This is a genomic window from Rhodosalinus halophilus (assembly GCF_003298775.1).
GTDB classification, from domain to species: domain Bacteria; phylum Pseudomonadota; class Alphaproteobacteria; order Rhodobacterales; family Rhodobacteraceae; genus Rhodosalinus; species Rhodosalinus halophilus.
The window spans coordinates 1-16812 of the sequence record NZ_QNTQ01000021.1 but is presented as its reverse complement, the minus strand read 5'-3'; the positions used below and the strand labels follow the sequence as shown (position 1 = coordinate 16812).

12 protein-coding genes and 1 pseudogene are annotated in these 16812 nt (G+C 71.7%); 7 read left to right on the top strand and 6 right to left on the bottom strand.

Annotated features, from left to right (window positions below):
• Nucleotides 1–17: 17 nt before the first annotated feature.
• Nucleotides 18–5432, top strand: a complete 5415-nt coding sequence (locus tag DRV85_RS16885; protein WP_113290654.1) for an alpha-2-macroglobulin family protein — start codon at nucleotides 18–20, stop codon at nucleotides 5430–5432.
• The gene (gene pbpC / locus DRV85_RS16880; RefSeq protein WP_113290653.1) at nucleotides 5429–7462 is read left to right on the top strand and encodes a penicillin-binding protein 1C; all 2034 of its coding nucleotides are present in this window, start codon (nucleotides 5429–5431) and stop codon (nucleotides 7460–7462) included. Before DRV85_RS16885 ends, pbpC begins: the two co-directional genes overlap by 4 nt.
• Nucleotides 7463–7495: 33 nt before the next feature.
• On the opposite strand, the gene DRV85_RS16875 is transcribed toward pbpC, so the two are convergent.
• Nucleotides 7496–8548, bottom strand: coding sequence for a zinc ABC transporter substrate-binding protein (locus DRV85_RS16875; RefSeq protein ID WP_113290652.1), 1053 nt, complete (start codon nucleotides 8546–8548; stop codon nucleotides 7496–7498).
• 92 nt (nucleotides 8549–8640) lie between these two features.
• Between DRV85_RS16875 and DRV85_RS16870 the strand changes: the two genes are divergently transcribed.
• From DRV85_RS16870 to DRV85_RS16855, 4 genes are all read left to right on the top strand, one after another.
• Nucleotides 8641–9123, top strand: a complete 483-nt coding sequence (locus DRV85_RS16870) for a transcriptional repressor (RefSeq protein WP_113290651.1) — start codon at nucleotides 8641–8643, stop codon at nucleotides 9121–9123.
• The gene (locus DRV85_RS16865) at nucleotides 9120–9860 is read left to right on the top strand and encodes a metal ABC transporter ATP-binding protein (protein ID WP_113290650.1); all 741 of its coding nucleotides are present in this window, start codon (nucleotides 9120–9122) and stop codon (nucleotides 9858–9860) included. Before DRV85_RS16870 ends, DRV85_RS16865 begins: the two co-directional genes overlap by 4 nt.
• The gene (locus DRV85_RS16860; protein WP_199526056.1) at nucleotides 9860–10654 is read left to right on the top strand and encodes a metal ABC transporter permease; all 795 of its coding nucleotides are present in this window, start codon (nucleotides 9860–9862) and stop codon (nucleotides 10652–10654) included. Before DRV85_RS16865 ends, DRV85_RS16860 begins: the two co-directional genes overlap by 1 nt.
• Nucleotides 10655–11057: 403 nt before the next feature.
• Nucleotides 11058–11801 (top strand): maleate cis-trans isomerase family protein, encoded by a 744-nt coding sequence (locus tag DRV85_RS16855; RefSeq protein ID WP_113290648.1) that lies wholly within the window; start codon nucleotides 11058–11060, stop codon nucleotides 11799–11801.
• Between the two features lie 27 nt (nucleotides 11802–11828).
• On the opposite strand, the gene DRV85_RS16850 is transcribed toward DRV85_RS16855, so the two are convergent.
• The 4 genes from DRV85_RS16850 to DRV85_RS16835 all read right to left on the bottom strand — a co-directional run bounded on the left by DRV85_RS16850 (nucleotide 11829) and on the right by DRV85_RS16835 (nucleotide 15132).
• Complete coding sequence (locus DRV85_RS16850) at nucleotides 11829–12815, bottom strand: alpha/beta hydrolase family protein (protein WP_158540189.1); 987 nt, start codon at nucleotides 12813–12815, stop codon at nucleotides 11829–11831.
• Between the two features lie 235 nt (nucleotides 12816–13050).
• A complete protein-coding gene (locus DRV85_RS16845; RefSeq protein ID WP_113290646.1) occupies nucleotides 13051–13581 on the bottom strand; it encodes an Hsp20/alpha crystallin family protein in 531 nt (176 codons plus the stop codon).
• A gap of 101 nt (nucleotides 13582–13682) precedes the next feature.
• Nucleotides 13683–14702: a hypothetical protein gene (locus tag DRV85_RS16840; protein WP_147238877.1), complete on the bottom strand. Its 1020-nt coding sequence runs from the start codon at nucleotides 14700–14702 to the stop codon at nucleotides 13683–13685.
• A 4-nt stretch (nucleotides 14703–14706) separates the two neighbouring features.
• Nucleotides 14707–15132 (bottom strand): DUF2267 domain-containing protein, encoded by a 426-nt coding sequence (locus DRV85_RS16835; protein WP_113290644.1) that lies wholly within the window; start codon nucleotides 15130–15132, stop codon nucleotides 14707–14709.
• A 101-nt stretch (nucleotides 15133–15233) separates the two neighbouring features.
• Here DRV85_RS16835 and DRV85_RS16830 point away from each other — a divergent pair, with 101 nt between their 5' ends.
• The gene (locus DRV85_RS16830; protein WP_113290643.1) at nucleotides 15234–16244 is read left to right on the top strand and encodes a ribose-phosphate diphosphokinase; all 1011 of its coding nucleotides are present in this window, start codon (nucleotides 15234–15236) and stop codon (nucleotides 16242–16244) included.
• A gap of 24 nt (nucleotides 16245–16268) precedes the next feature.
• Here the strand turns inward: DRV85_RS16830 and DRV85_RS19260 are convergent.
• A pseudogene (locus tag DRV85_RS19260) lies at nucleotides 16269–16812 on the bottom strand (hypothetical protein); the annotation flags it as partial.

The following is a 16812-nucleotide window of genomic DNA, read 5'->3' as shown; positions in this document are numbered from 1 at the left end:
TTTCGGAGCCCTTCGCCATGCGTGCCCTGCTTCTGTGTTTCCTCCTCGTTCTGCCGCCCCTGCAAGCCCTAGGCCAGAGCCCGCTGCCGGACCGACGCCTCGACGTCTCGCGCGACGTGGACTTCTACGGCGCGGATCTGCAGCCCCTCTTCGAGGTCTCGCTCGAGGCCTGTCAGCGGGCCTGTCTCGGCAATCCCGAGTGTCGCGCCTTCACCTACAACACCCGCTCGGCGGCCTGCTTCCCCAAGAGCGGGATCTCGGACCGGGTACCCTATCCGGGGGCGGTCTCGGCCGAGGTGCTCGATACCCCGCCACAGGTGCAGGCCCGCGCGGCCGAGCGGGCCGCCGCCTCGGTCTTTCTGAGCGATGCGGACATCGCCGCCGCCCGCGACCAGGCGCGCGGGCTTGGCATGCGGCATCCGGGCGGCGCCCGGGACACGCAGGCGCTGGAACAGGCCGCGTCGGAGGCACGCGCGCGGGGCGATCTGCGCGGTGCGCTCGACCGGACCGGCGCGGTCACGGCGCGAACCGACGAGGCAGGCCACTGGCTGGACTACGCCTTGCTCGCGCGCCGGATCGCGCAGGACACGCCGCGCGAGGCGCGTGCCTGGCACGAACGTGCGCTGTCCGCCTCGGTCAACGCCTGGCTGCGGGCCGGTCCGACGCCGCTCCGGGTCTCGGCGCTCACCGTCATGGCGCGCAGCTTCGAGGAACTCGGGCGCGGCCGCGACATGATCCCGGCGCTGCGCCTGGCGCAGTCCATCGCGCCGCGCGACGAGGTGGCGGCGCTGCTCGAGCGCGCTGTGGCGCAATACGGCTTCCGCATCCTCGAGACGGAGGTCGAAAGCGATCAGGCCCGCCCGCGGCTCTGCGCGCGCTTCTCCGAGCCGCTGGTGCCGGCCGGAGTGGACTATGCCACCTACGTCCGCCTGCCGGTGTCCGGGCTGGTGGTCGAGGCCGACGGCCGCGACATCTGCCTCGACGGCGTGGCGCATGGCGAGCGCTACACCGTCACCTTTCGCGCGGGTCTGCCGGCGCAGAGCGGCGAGACGCTGGCGTCCGATACCGAGATCACCCTCTACGTCCGTGACCGGCAGCCCACCGTGCGCTTCCCGGGCCGGGCCTACATCCTGCCGCGGGCCGAGGCGTCGGGGATCCCGGTCGAGACCGTGAACCTCGACACAGTCGATCTGACTTTGCGCCGGGTGAGCGACCGGAACCTGCTGCGCGCCATGCAGGAGGGCTTCTTCGCCCGCCCGCTCGACCCCTGGCAGGAGCAGCGATTCGGCGGCGAGGTCGCCGAAGAGGTCTGGACCGGCACCGCCCGGGTGCAGAACGAACTCAACCGCGAGATGGTGACGCGCCTCCCGATGACCGAGGTCATCGCGGGCCAGCCGCCCGGCATCTACGCGCTGACCGCCGCGATTCCGGGCGCCGAACCCTGGGAGCAGGCGGGCGCGACGCAGTGGTTCGTGCTCTCCGATCTCGGTCTGACCACGATGATGGGCAACGACGGATTGCATGTCTTCGTGCGCGGATTGTCGGACGCCGCGCCGCGCGAGGACGTGGTGGTCGAACTCCTGTCGCGGGCCAACCGCGTGCTCGGGACGGCGCAGACCGACGCACGAGGCTACGCCCGCTTCGCGCCGGGCCTCGCGCGCGGCACGGGCGGCGCGGCGCCCGCGATGGTCACGGTTCGGCAGGGCGAGGACATGGCGTTCCTGTCGCTGACCGATCCGGCCTTCGATCTCTCCGACCGCGGCGTAGAGGGGCGCGAGGCGCCGCCGCCGGTGGACGTTTTCCTGACGACCGACCGCGGCGCCTATCGCGCGGGCGAGACGGTGCACGCCACGGCGCTCGCCCGCGACGCCGAGGCGCGCGCGATCGAGGGCCTGCCGCTGACCGCGATCCTGACGCGGCCGGACGGGGTGGAATACGCGCGGCGACTCTCCGCCGCGGGCATGGCCGGCGGCCACGTCTTCGGCTTCGACATCGCCGGCAGCGCCCCGCGCGGCACCTGGCGGCTGGAGGTGAAGGCCGATCCCGAGGGCGAGGCGCTCGCCGCGACTCCGCTGCTGGTCGAGGACTTCCTGCCGGAGCGCATCGAGGTGGGTCTCTCGCTGCCCGACGCGCCGCTGCACGCGGGCGCGACCACGCGGCTTTCGGTCGAGGCGCGCTATCTCTTCGGTGCGCCGGCCGCGGGCCTGCCGGTCGAGGGGCGCGTCCGCCTTTCGCCCACCGACAGGCTCGAGGGCTGGCCGGGCTATCGCTTCGGCCTGCACGACGAGGGCGCGGAGCCGCGCACCGTCTGGCTGCCCTCGGGCACGGCGACCGGCGACGATGGCGCCGCCACGCTCGCGGCCGAGTTGCCGCCGCTCGACGGCCCCGCGCGCCCGGCGGAGGCGGAATTCGTCGTCACGGTCGCCGAGGGCTCCGGCCGCCCTGTCGAGGAGGTTCTGACGCGGGCGGTCGCGCCCACCGGCCCGCTGGTGGGGATTCGTCCGCTCTTCGACGGCGTGGTCGAGGAGGGGAGCGAGGCGCGCTTTCGGCTGATCGGCCTGGATGCAGAGGGCGCGGCGAGCCCCATGCGCCTCGGCTGGACGGTGAACCGGGTCGAGACGCGCTATCAATGGTATCAGCTTCACGGCAGCTGGAACTGGGAGCCGGTGACCAGCCGCACCCGCGTCGCGGGCGGCGAGGTCTCTCCCGGCACGGAGCCTGCCGAGATTGCGGTGCCCGTCGATTGGGGGCGCTACGAGATCGTGTTGGAGCGGCTCGACGGTGCCTACGCGGCGAGTTCGATAAGCTTCGACGCGGGCTGGTACGCGCCGGCGGGCGCCGCCGACACGCCCGACATGCTGGAAGTGTCGCTCGACGCCGAGCGCTATCGCCCCGGCGAGACGGCCACGCTGCGCATGGTGCCGCGCCACGCCGGCGTCGCGCTGATCTCTGTCGTCTCCGACCGGCTGATCGCCATGCAGAGCGTCGAGGTAAGCGAAGGCGAAAACACCGTGGAGCTGCCGGTGACCGAGGACTGGGGCACCGGCGCCTATGTCACGGCGCAGGTGATCCGGCCCATGGACGCGGATCAGAACCGCAACCCGGCCCGGGCGCTGGGCCTCGCCCATGCCGGCATCGCCCCGGGCGACCGGGCGCTCGACGTGACGCTGGACGCACCGGCCGAGGCCGCGCCGCGCGCGCCCCTGACCGTCGGCGTCGAGGTGGGCGGGGTTGCCGAAGGCGAGACCGCGCATGTCACGCTCGCCGCGGTCGATGTCGGCATTCTCAACCTCACCGGCTTCGGGGCGCCCGATCCCTCCGGCCACTATTTCGGCCAGCGACGGCTGGGGGTGGAACTCCGCGATGTCTACGGCCGCCTGATCGACGGGCTGAACGGCAGGATGGGAGAGGTCCGTTCGGGCGGGGACGCGGGGGCGCGCCTGCGCGCAGAGGCGCCGCCGCCCACCGAAGAGCTTGTCGCCTTCTTCGAGGGGCCGGTGACGGTGGGCCCGGACGGGCGGGCCGAGATCACCTTCGACCTGCCCGCCTTCGACGGGACCGTGCGCCTGATGGCGGTCGCGTGGTCGCGCGCGGGCGTGGGCGAGGCGGCGCAGGACGTTCTGGTGCGCGATCCGGTGGTCGTCAACGCATCGCTGCCCAGGTTCCTGTCGCCGGGCGACGAAAGCCGCCTTCTGCTGGAACTCACGCACGCCGAAGGGCCGGCAGGGCGCATGGGCGTCGACGTCACCGCCGATGGCGTGACGCTGGGGGCAGAGCCGCCCTCCGGCGTGACGCTGACCGAAGGCCAGACGGCGCGGCTGAGCCTGCCCATCACGGCGGGCGGGCCGGGAGAAGCCTCGGTGCGCGTCGCGCTCACCACGCCCGACGGCCGGCAACTCGTCAAGCAGGTGCCCTTGGGCATCCGCGTGACCGACCCACCGGTGGCGCGGACCCGCCGCCTCGCACTCGCGGCGGGCGATACCCTTCCGCTCGACGACCAGATCTTCGCCGGGTTCCGGCCGGGGACCGGCACCGCGCTCGTCTCGGCCGGTCCTCTCGCGCGATTCGACGCGCCGGGCATTCTCGCGTCGCTCGACCGTTACCCCTACGGCTGCACCGAGCAGGTCACGAGCCAGGCCCTGCCGCTCATGTCGCTCGCGCCGCTGGCCGAAGCCGTCGGGCTGGGCCGACAGGCGGCGATCGACGCGAAGCTGCGCGAGGCGATTCGCCTGATCCTCACGCGGCAGGCGGCGAACGGCGCCTTCGGGCTCTGGAGCGCCGGTTCGGGCGATTTCTGGCTGGACGCCTATGTGAGCGATTTCCTCTCGCGCGCGCGGGCGGCGGGCTACGAGGTGCCCGACACCGCCTTCCGCGCCGCGATGGGCAATCTTCGTAACCGGGTGAACACGGCACCCGATTTCGATCGGGGCGGCGAGGATCTGGCCTATGCGCTGATGGTGCTCGCGCGCGAGGGCGCGGCGGCGCTGGGCGATCTGCGCTATTACGCCGATGTGAAGGCCGACGCCTTCGCCACGCCGCTGGCGCAGGCGCAGCTTGGTGCCGCGCTGGCGAGCTACGGCGAGACGCGGCGCGCCGACGCGATGTTCGCCCGCGCGGTCCGGTCGCTCGAGCGGGGCGAGACGCAGACCGGCTGGCGCGCCGACTATGGCACCGCGCTGCGCGATGCAGCCGGCGTTCTGACGCTCGCCGTCGCCAGCGGGTCCGAGGCGGTGGACCGTTCGGCGCTCGCCGCCCGGATCGCGCAGGCCGAGGGGCGGCACTCGACGCAGGAGCAGGCCTGGATGCTGCTCGCCGCCGAGGCGATGCTGACCGACCCCGCGCTTGCCGGCGTCACGCTGGACGGGCAGCCGCTGGACCTGCCGGTGGTGCGCCTGTCGGCCTCTGAGCTGAGCGAGCCGCGCGCGCTCACGAACGGCATGGATCGCGCGACCGACCTGACGATCACCACCTTCGGCGTGCCGGAGGGGGCCGTGGAGGCTTCGGGCTACGGCTACACGCTGCGGCGCAGCTACTACACGCTCGACGGGGAGGCGGCGCAGTTTCCCGTGTCATCCGGCGAGCGGCTCGTCGCCGTGCTGGAGGTGAGACCTGCCGACGCCGCGGGCGGGCGGCTGATCGTGGACGACCCCCTGCCCGCGGGACTCGAGATCGACAATCCCAACCTCCTGCGCACGGGCGATATCGCGGCGCTCGACTGGCTGGAGACGGCCGCGGCGCGGCACGCCGAGTTCCGCGCGGACCGCTTCCTCGCGCAGGTGGACTGGACCGAGGCAGAGCCGTTCCGCCTCGCCTACATCGTGCGCGCGGTCAGCCCCGGAACCTATCACCATCCGGCCGCCGTGGTGGAGGACATGTATCGCCCGCGGTATCGCGCCAACACCGCCTCGGGTCGGCTGACAGTGACCGAATGAGGCGCACCGCCCTCCTCTGGCTCGCCGCGCTGCTCTTCCTCGCGGCAGCCGGACGGGACGTCGCGGACCGCTGGGTGGCGGCGACCGTTCTGCCCCCGCTCGTGCCCGAGACCTCCGTCGAGATGCGGGCCGAGGACGGCACGCTGATGCGCGCCTTCACCGTCGCGGATGGACGCTGGCGCCTGGCGCCGGGGGAGGTGGACGCGCGGTTTATCGACATGCTGCTGGCCTACGAGGACAAGCGGTTTCGCAGCCACGCGGGCGTCGACCCGCTGGCGCTGATCCGGGCGGCGGGGCAGGCGGCGGCGAACGGGCGGATCGTGTCGGGCGGCTCCACGCTGACCATGCAGGTCGCGCGGCTGCTGGAGGACTCGGGCACCGGCCGCTGGGCGGGAAAGCTCCGGCAGATGCGGGTGGCGCTGGCGCTGGAACGGCGGCTGACCAAGGACGAGATCCTGCGCCTCTACCTGACGCTCGCGCCTTACGGCGGTAACCTCGAAGGGGTCCGCGCCGCGACGCGCGCCTGGTTCGGCAAGGAGCCGCGTCGCCTGACGCCTGCCGAGGCCGCGCTGCTGGTCGCCCTGCCGCAGTCGCCCGAGGCCCGAAGGCCGGACCGTGACCCGATCGCGGCGCGCACGGCCCGAGACCGGGTTCTCATGCGGATGGCAGGGGCCGGCGTGCTGACGGCGGAAGACGCCGCGGCCGCGGCCCGCGACCCGGTTCCGCAGGAAATGCGGGCCTTTCCCGCGCAAGCGCCGCATCTGGCCAACCGGCTGCGGCGCGCGCGGCCCGCCGCGCGGCTGCATACCGTGACGCTCGATCCCGCGCTGCAGGCCTCGCTCGAGGCGCTGGCGCGCCAGGCGTTGGCGGGGCTGGACCCGCGCCTTTCGCTTGCTCTGATGGTGGCGGACCACCGCACGGGGCGCGTGCTGGCCACTGTCGGCGCGGCACGCTGGGGGGCGGAGGCCCGCGACGGCTGGGTGGACATGACCATCGCACCGCGCTCGCCCGGCTCGACGCTGAAGCCCCTCGTCTATGCGCTGGCGTTAGACCGGGGTCTCGCGCATCCGCAAACGCTGATCGACGACCGGCCGGTGGCCTTCGGCGCCTACGCGCCAACGAACTTCGACGGCCGCTTCCGTGGCGAGGTGACGGTGGAAGAGGCCCTGCGCGCCTCGCTCAACATTCCTGTCGTTCTGCTGACCGAGGAGATGGGGCCGGCGCATCTGATCGCCGCGCTGGAGCGGGCGGGCGCCGCGCCGCGATTGCCCGGCGGGCGGGCGGGGCTTGCGGTCGCGCTCGGCGGCGTCGGCGTGACGCTCGAGGAACTCGTTCAGCTCTATGCCGGGCTCGCGCGCGGCGGGCGGGCCGTTAGGCTGGCGCACCGCCCCGGCGCGACGGAGGAAGGCCGGGCGCTCGTCAGCCGCGCCGCCGCCTGGCAGGTGGGCCATGTGCTCGCCGGACTCGCGCCACCCGCTGGCGCCCCGCGCATGCGACTGGCGTGGAAGACGGGCACCTCCTACGGGCATCGCGACGCCTGGGCCCTGGGATGGGACGGGCGGCATGTCGCCGGGGTCTGGATCGGGCGGCCGGACGGAACGCCGGTTCCCGGCGCCTTCGGCGCGGAGCTCGCCGCGCCGGTGCTTTTCCGCGTCTTCGAGCGGCTGGGCGGGACCGAGCCGCTTGCGCCGCCGCCGCCCGAGGCGCTGGTCGCCCCGACGGCGGCGCTGCCGCAGCCCTTGCGGCGCTTTCGCGGGCGCGAGGCCGTCTTCGGCCCCGCCCCGGACGCGCCCCAACTGGCCTTTCCGCCCGAGGGCGCGGTGCTGGATCTGGCCGGCGGTCCCCTCGTGGTGAAGCTGCGCGAGGGCACGCCGCCCTTCGCGGTGCTGGCGGACGGCCGGCCGGTCGCCACCGGCGCGCGGCGGCGCGAGATCGCCCTGCCCGACCCGGGCGCGGGCTTCTTGGACCTCGCGGTGATCGACGCCGAGGGGCGCACGGCCCGTGCGCGGGTCGAACTGCGACAGGACTGAAGGCCCGGCGACTCCGAGGTCGGATCCGGCCGGTCAGCCGCAGCTTGCGAAGGACTGGGCGAGATCGCGCAGCAGCGCCGGATAGAAGTCGGCGCCGGGCGGAATCTCCGTGCCCATCGGATCGATGACGGCAATGCTGACATCGGTGCCCGAAAAGACGGCGTCGAGGATCCCGGCGTCGAACTGCGGCTCGGCGAAGGCGCAGTCGATCCCGCGCTCCTCGACCTGCGTGCGAAGGGCCTCGATCCTTGCCGGGCTCGGATCGGTAGCGTCGCTGAGCGAGATCGCGCCGGCCGCCGACAGCGAGAAGCGGCGCTCGAAATACTGGTAGGCATCGTGAAAGACGATGAAGTCCAGATCACGGAACGGCGCGAGCATGTTCTCGATTTCCTCGACGACCGCGTCGATCTCCCGCCGGGCGGCCTCTGCGTTGGCGGCGTAGGTCTCGGCGTTCGCCGGATCGGCCTGCGAAAGTTCCGCGGCGATGACGCCGATCCATGCCTTTGCATTGGCCGGGTCCAGCCAGGCGTGAGGATCGATGCCGTCGTGGGCATGATGCGCGTCGTGGCCATCGTCATGCGCGTGATCATCATGCTCCGCGTGGTCTTCATGCGCATGATCGTCGTGCGCATGGTCTTCGTGCCCATGATCGTCATGTGCATGGTCGTGACCTTCATGATCATGATCGTCGTCATGGCCGTGGTCATGCGCCTCGAAGGTCGCGCCCGTCCGGAAGGAGAGCGTCCGGGTCTCCTCGAGATCGAGCAGCTCGACGTGCGTGGCGTCTTCGGCCAGCGCGGCGAGCGACCGCCCGAGCGAGGGCGTGAGCTCTGCGCCGATCCAGAACACGATCTCGGAGTCCTGCAGCGCACCGGCTTCAGAGGGGCGGAGCGCGTATCCGTGCGGCGAGGCGCCGGGGCGCACGATCAGATCCGGGGTGCCCACGCCTTCCATCACGCGGGCGACCAGCGAATGCACGGGGGTGATGTCTGCCGCGACTCGCGGCGTCTCGGCCGCGGCGGCAGAGGTGAGGGCGAAGACGGAGACGACGCCGAGCAGGGCGGGATTCTTGACACGCATGGACATCTCGAGCTCACGTAATTATATAACACAGCACGGATCGGGTATCCGAAACAGTATAACATTGCAATACACTTCAGGAACAAGGTCCGCCGACGATGGCCCGAACCGCGTTCGAGACCCATGACCACCGCCACTGCATCGCCGAGAGCCTGGTCGAAGCCGAGCGCACCTGCGCCGAACAGGGCCTGCGGCTGACCCCGGCGCGCCGACGGGTGCTCGAGATCCTGCTGGAAGAGCACCGCGCCCTCGGGGCATACGACATTCTCGACCGGCTGCGGACCGAAGGATGGCGCGCGCAGCCGCCCGTCGCCTATCGTGCGCTCGATTTCCTGACCTCGCACGGCTTCGCGCATCGGGTCGAGGGCCTCAACGCCTTCGTCGCCTGCACGCACGGCAAGGACGGGCACGCGCCCGTCTTCCTGATCTGCCGCGCCTGCAACCGGGTGACCGAGGCCGAAGCCGAACTCACCTCTGGCGCGCTTGGCCGCGCCGCGAAGGCGGCAGGCTTCCGGATCGAGCAGACGGTGCGCGAGGCGATCGGACTGTGCCCGGCCTGCCTCGCGACGGAGGCTGCATGAGCCGAAGGCTCGTCAGCACCCGGGGCCTCACCGTCCGCTACGGCGACAGCACGGTTCTGTCCGACGTCGATTTCCACATCGACCGGGGCGAGATCGTCACGATCGTCGGGCCGAACGGGTCGGGGAAATCCACGCTTCTGCGCGCCCTGATCGGGGGACTGGCGCCGGCCTCCGGCCGGATCGAACGCGCCGAGGGCCTGACCATCGGCTACGTGCCGCAGAAACTGGTCCTCGATCCGACCTTGCCGATGACGGTCGCGCGGTTTCTTTCGCTGCCACGGCGCGTCGCATCCCGCGCGGCGCGCGACGCGCTCGACCAGGCCGGCGTGCCGGGCCTGGAGAGGCGGCAGATGGCCGCGCTTTCCGGCGGGCAGTTCCAGCGTGTGCTGCTCGCGCGGGCGCTGCTCGAAGAACCCGACCTGCTGATCCTCGACGAGGCGACCGCGGGGCTGGATCAGCCCGGCGCGGCGGCCTTCTATCGCCGGATCGAGCAGGTCCGCCGCGACACGGGCTGCGCGGTGCTGATGGTGAGCCACGACCTGCACGTGGTGATGGCGGCCTCGGATCGGGTCGTCTGTCTGAACGGGCATGTCTGCTGCGAGGGTGCGCCGCAGGCGGTCGCCGCGGCGCCCGACTATCGCGCGCTCTTCGGGGAGGGCACGCGGGGCGCGCTTGCGCTCTACCGGCATCATCACGATCACGACCACGATCATGCGCCGGCGCACGAGGCGTCGTGATGCTCGACGATTTCATGACCCGCGCCGCGCTGGGCGGCATCGGCACGGCGCTCGCCGCCGCCCCTCTCGGCTGCTTCGTCGTCTGGCGCCGGATGGCGTATTTCGGCGACGCGACGGCGCATGCCGCGATTCTCGGCGTCGCGCTGTCGCTGGCGCTCGCGATGCCGATCTTCGCGGGGGCGCTGGTGATCGCCCTGGTGATGGCGACGTCGGTCACGCTCCTGTCCGGGCGGGGCTATGCGATGGACACCCTGCTGGGCGTCATGGCGCATTCGGCGCTCGCCTTCGGCCTCGTGGCGGTGTCCTTTCTCGAGGGCATTCAACTCGACCTGATGGCCTATCTGTTCGGCGATATCCTGTCGGTGTCGCGGGGCGATCTGGGCGTGATCTGGTCCGGCGCGGCGCTGGTCGTCGGGTTGGTGGCCTGGCGCTGGTCGGCGCTGCTGACCGCGACGCTGAACCCCGATCTCGCGCGCGCCGCCGGCATCGACCCGCGGCGCGAAGAGCTCGTTCTCACGCTGGCGCTGGCGGTGGTGGTGGCCGTGGCGATCAAGGTGGTGGGCGTGCTGCTGATCACGGCGATGCTGATCATTCCGGCCGCGACGGCGCGGCCTTTCGCCCGCACGCCAGAAGCCATGGCGGTGATCGCGGCCGGTATCGGCATGGCCGCGGCCTGGGGCGGGCTTCTGGTCTCCTATCGGCTCGACACGCCGACCGGCCCGACGATCGTCGCGGTCGTCGCCTCGCTCTTCGCCCTCGCCACGCTGGGAGGTCGCCTGCTGCGGGCGAGTTGACGGCGCCGTGGCGGCGCAGGCTCAGCTCATGCGGACCGACATCAGATGCGCCTGCATCTGCGCTGCCGGCCGGGGCCTTGTTGCCGGGCCGCGACGCCGCGATGATCGTGTCATCCCAGCCTGGACCCCGGGTGCCGCTCGTGCGCATATGAGTGATCCGGCTTTTTGCGGCACCTTTCCTGGACAAGGCCTCGGTCATGCTGATCGCGGTGCCGATCTTCGTTCCGCTGGTCCGCGTACGGGCTCATCCCGCGGTACTGGCTGGTCCCCACTGTGCTGGGGGGCCGCATCCCAACGCCGGCTTCGAGCAGGTGATCCGGGCGGGTTGCCCTTCCTCCTCCGCAGCCTCATCCTGCACCGACCGGTGATCGCCGCCGTCGCTCATCCGACAGGGAGCCGTCCCATGCCCGACAGCCTCGGCTACCGCCACACCTTCGGCGTTATCGCGCCCTCGACCAACACCTCCGTGCAGCCCGAATACGACGCGATGCGCCCGCCCGGCGTGACGGCCCACTTCTCGCGCATCGTGATCCCCGACGACCCGGTGCAGAGCGACGCGGACTTCAACCGGCTCATGGACAACATCCGCCGCACGATGATGGAGGCGGTGGACGCGGTGATGACCTGTCATCCGAAGTCGCTGATCATGGGCATGTCGGCCGAGACCTTCTGGGACGGGCGCGATGGCTCCGCCCGGTTGCAGAAGCGGGTCGAGGAGCGCGCAGGCGTCTCGGTGGCGATGGGGTCGGACGCCTGCCAGGCCGCGCTTCGGAAATACGGGGTGACGCGCATCGCGGTGGTGACGCCCTACATGCCGGTGGGTGACGCACAGGTGGAGCGGTTCTTCACCGACTGCGGCTTCAAGGTGGTCGCGGTGAAGGGGCTGAAATGCGCAAGCCCCCACCTGATCGCGCATGAAAGCGAACGCACCCTGCGCGACGCACTGATCGAACTCGATGATCCTTCGGTCGAGGCGCTGGTGCAGGTGGGCACCAACCTCGCCATGGCGCGGCTGGCCGGCATCGCCGAGTTCTGGCTCGACAAGCCGGTTATCGCGATCAACACCGCGACCTGGTGGCACGCGCTGCGCACCAACGGGATCGAGGACCGCATCCAAGGCTGGGGCTCGCTGCTGGCGGAGCACTGAGCCTCGCCGGGCAATGGCCGGTGGCGCTCACTCCCGGCGCGTCAGAAAGGCCCGCACCTCCGGCAGCACGCGCGACCGCCAGGGTTCCCCGTGGAACAACCCGAAATGGCCGCAGTCGGGAACCACGAGCCGTGCAAGGCGCGTCTCGGGTATGGCGGGGCAGAGATCCAGCGCCGCGGCGGTCTGCCCGGGGGCGGCGATGTCGTCGCGGGCGCCCTCTATCGTCATCAGCGATGTCGCGGCGATCGCCTCGGGCCGCACGGTCGCGCCGCCGCAGACCAGCCGGCCGCGCGCGAGATCCCGCGCGTGAAACACACGTTCGATGTTCTCGACGTAATGCCGGCCCTCGATGTCCATGACGGAGGTGTAGAGATCGTCGAAAGGGGCGCATGCAGGCTCTGCGCCGTCGTCGCGGGCCATCTTGCGCGCCAGTTCGCCGCCTGTCTCGCGCTGACGCGCGAGGTAGGTCTGCAGCGCCGCGAGCTGGGCGTGGGCCGGATAGACGCTTCGCCCCTGACCGGCGAAACCGCGCGGCACCCGCTGCAACGGAACGGTGCGAAACCAGGCCATCGGAAAGCGCCGGATCAGCCGGACCACGGCCGTGGGATTGGCGAGGGGATCGATCGGGGCCGCCATGAGGGCCAGCGCGGCGGGCGCGCGGGGGGCGTCCGTCTCGGCGAGGCGCGCGGTCGCGGCGAGCGCCGGCACGCCCCCCTGGCAGAGCGCAAGCACCGAGAGGTCGGGCCCCAGGTCGCGGATCGCGCCTTCGATCGCGCGGATATTGTCGTCGAAGCCGAAGCCGCCGTACCGGAGCGGGACATGCCGCACGTTGGTCCAGTCCATGAGGCTGACGTCGAAATCGGGCAGGAGCCCCAGCACGACGTCCCGCATGAGCAGGGGGAAATGGCCCGAAAGCGGCGGAACGAGCAGAACCCTTCGCCTCGGGCCGGTCCCCGCGAGGCGGAAGGACACCAGCCCGTGGAAAGGCGAGCCGGGTTTGTCCTCGGTGATCACCCGTCGGTGCCCGAGCGGGGTCTGGACGGCGTCTATGTCAATGCCGCGCCGGGCCGGTTGGTCCGCGCCGGCGTGGCGGTGGGCCGCCCTCCCTGCGGATCCTCCGCAGCTGTGCCGCTGGGTCGCCATGAACTCTCTTTCTCCGGATCCACTACGCATGAACCCGGCTAGCGCGAGACCGCGGCGCCGCCGACGGATCGGAGAAGGCTGAATCGTTCGCGGCCGCTGCCGGCAGTCAGCCCGGCTTCACTTCGATCTTGCGCTCGTTCCGCTTCGCCTCCGCGGATTTTGGCAGCGTCACTTCCAGCACGCCGTCGGTCAAGCGCGCGGCGATCTTTTCCGGATCGACCCCGCGCGGCAGCGAGAAGCTGCGGTGGAAGGCGCCGTAGCGCCGCTCGCTGACGTGGATGTCCTTCTTGTCCTCCTCCCGTTCCACGTTTTTCTCGCCGCGAATGGCGATCATCCCGTCCGAGACCTTCACCTCGACGTCCTTGGCGGTGCACCCGGGAACCTCCAGCGTGAGCGTGTAGCCCGTTTCGTCCTCCGCCATCTCGGCGGCCGGCGCGAGCGGCCAGTTCCCGCGCAACGCGCGCAGGGGCGAGCGGCGGCCCGCGCGGCTCCAGGGCGTGACGTCGAAATCGTCGAACAGGCGTTCGATCTCTTGGCGCAGGCCCGACAGCGGCGACCACGCCTCCTCCCCCGCCGTAGGGGCGGGCTGGGGCGCCGGGCTCTGCTGGACTTCGACGGACTTGTCCTTCCTTGCCATGACATCCTCCACGATTCCCGCGTCGTGCGCGGCTCACCATCCGTTCCTGTGCAACGCTCCGGGCCGCGGCGCATTGACGGCGCACATCGCGCCCCGCGCGTTCAGCCTCGCCCGAGACGCTCTGCCTGCGCGAGGCAGGCCCGTGCGACGGCTGGCCACTTCGCCGGCGTGCGCGGCTTCGGCACGCGCAGGTGATCCAGCGCCAGCCGCGCGCGCGTCAGGCACCGATAGAGCGCATACGCGCGCTGGAGCGCGGACCCGGGCGGCGCGATGCCCGCCGCTTCCAGCCGGTCGAGAAGCTGTTCGCGGATCCAGCCGGCGCCCCCGCGCGCGCATTCCAGGCCGAGCGCGCCCATCTCGTCATAGGGATCGAGGCGGCGCAGATCGGGATCGAACTCGACCCGGTCGAAGACCACCGGCGAAGCGAGCAGACAGACATGCTCGGGCCTGAGATCGCCGTGACCGTCCACCAGAAGGCCGCGCGCCGCGCGCTCGAGTATCTCGGGCCGCCGCGCCTCGATCTCCGCGAGCGCTTCGTCGAGCAGCGGCTCGGGCAGCGGCGCACCCAGCCACTCGCGCATCTCGCGCAGATTACTGGCGTTCAGCCGGCTTTCATGGCGCAGCCGGGCCGCATAGACGTCGCCCGTGCCCTCGGGCGCGGGATGCGCGCGGTAGAAGGCGATCATGCGGTCGCACAGCGCGTCGATCTCTTCGGGCCGAACGTGCGGGCCATCGTCGAGCCGGTTCTCGAGCATCTGCGCCGCCGGCAGCCGCCGCATCTCGATCAGCCAGTCCACGATGCGCCCTTCGCCGCCCACCGCGAATTCCCCGTCACGGTCCTGCGTGACGGGGGTCACGCCCAGATAGACCTCGGTGCCGGCCAGTTCACGGTTGAGGCGCAATTCCTCGCGGCACCAGCGTTCGCGCGCCTCGCGCCTGCGCAGATCGAGCCAGGGCAGCTGCTTGGCCTTCTTCAGTTTCCAAGCCCGGTCCGCGGTCAGGAAGACGAAGGCGCCGTTGGTCTCTATCCGCTCGGGCGGCGCGCTATCGCCGAAGGCGCGCCCCGAGGAGAGGAAGTCTAGGATGCCGGCCTGATCCTTCGGCGATGCGTCCACAGCCACCGGATCAGGACCAGAGCTCCTGCAGGGGTTTGCGCATCGCGTGGCGGACCTGATCGAATTCGCCCTCCGACACCTGCCGCCGCAGCAGGTCGAAGACCGCGGCCACCGCGCGCTCGGTATCCTCGAGCGGCACCTTCTGGAACCGCTCGGAGACCCGCGCGAGGAAGGCCGCCTTGCTGCGCGGCTTGACCGGCGTCGCCGAGGGATCCCACCCGGTGTAGAAGATACCGCGGATGATGAGGGGCAGCTGGGCCGCGAGATCGGCCGCTTCGTCCACCGACAGGAAATCACGGATCGCGTGCAGCGTCTCGGTCAGAAGAAGGTAGGCGCGGCCCTTCTCGTCCCACTCCAGATCCTCGCAGAGCCGGTTGAGCCATTCGGCCACCACCTGTGGCGAGTGGTCCACGCTTGAAATGCCCGTGTGTGCCATGGCCTCGCTCGCTTTGTCGCGCCCGAAGACTGGACCGCCCGGGGCGGCGGCGCATTGACGTGCGTCAATGCCGGCCGCGCGAATTCTGCCACCATCGCATCATGCTTTTCTTCGCCCTCCAGGGATCGGACCTCCTCGGACGCCGAGTCGCGGCAGCCGGGGGTTTCGGACTGGCGCTGCACGAGGAACGCGAGTTCGCCGGCGGCGAGCACAAGGCGCGGCCGCTCGTCAGCGTGCGCGGCAAGGACGTCTTCGTCCTGCACGGCCTGCAGGGGACGCCGGGCGCTTCGGCCAACGACAGGCTGATCCGGCTGCTGTTCTTCCTCGCCGCCTGCCGCGAAAACGGGGCCGCCCGTGTCACCGCGATCGCTCCCTATCTCGCCTATTCGCGCAAGGACCGGCAGACGAAGGCGCGCGACCCGGTGACGACGCGCTATGTCGCCCAGCTTTTCGAGGCGGCGGGCGCCGACGCGGTGATCACGCTCGACGTGCACAACCTCCCGGCCTTCCAGAACGCCTTTCGCTGCCGCACGCTGCACCTGGAAGCGCGCGGCTTGTTCGCCGCGGACATCGCCGCCCGGGCCGAAGGCCGGCCGCTCGCCGTGGTTTCGCCGGACGCAGGCGGCGTCAAGCGTGCCGAACTGCTGCGCGAGACCCTGGCCGAGACCGTCGGCGACGAGGTCGGGTTCGGCTTCATGGAAAAGCGCCGCAGCTCCGGCGTGGTCTCGGGATCGCTCTTCGCCGGCGACGTGGACGGGCGCGTGGTGCATATCGTGGACGACATGATCGTCGGCGGCGGCACGATCCGCCGCGCCGCCGAGGCGGCGCGCGCCCACGGCGCGGCCGAGGTGCATGCCGTGGCGACGCATGGGCTCTTCTCGGACAAGACGGCCGCGACGCTGGGGGCCGAGGGGCTGCTCGACAGCGTTACCGTCACCGACAGCGCGGTGCCGTTCACGGCTGATCCGGGGCCGCTCGTCGACCGCCTCCGCGTGCTCGAATGCGCGCCGCTCATCGCCGGGGCGATCCGGGCCATGCATTACGGAACGGCCTTGAGCGACCTGCCGAAGGGCGCGCCGCGGCTCGTCCCGTTCTCGGGCGACGCACCCTGACCGGCGCAGGGTGTGCCCGCCGCTTCAGCGCAGAACGAGTGACCGCCGGGCCAGCACCTCGCCCGCCTCCACGTCGATGAAACGCAACTCGTAGGCGCCGGGCTCGTCCGGCAGATCGATGGCGACGGTCGGCTCTTCGGCCGGGACCGCGACGATCCACGTGAAAAGCGCCTGGCCCTCCCGCGCGAGCGTCACCCTGCGGTCGGCGCTCTCGCCCTCGGCCTGCCAGCCGACCTCGATCCGGCTGCCGGCCTCTGCGGTATCGGGGGCGGTGAGCCGGGCGCCGCGCTCGAGCGGCGCGTCCTCCGCCAGCACCTCGACCGGGGCGCGCGCGAGCGTGCGGTCGCCCTCGTCGAGGACGTAGCGGACCTCGTAGAGCCCGGGCGCCTCGGGCGCGCGCAGCTCGTCCGCGCTGCGGTCGCGGACCCGCACATGCGTCTCGCGCACGCCCTCTTCCGTCCCCATCGGCACGATGGTCACGTAATCGTTGCCGCTCACCGCGCCGGTCCAGGCCAGCTTCAGCGGATCGCCGGCGCGCACGTCCTTCGGCACCTGCAGCGTGACCTCC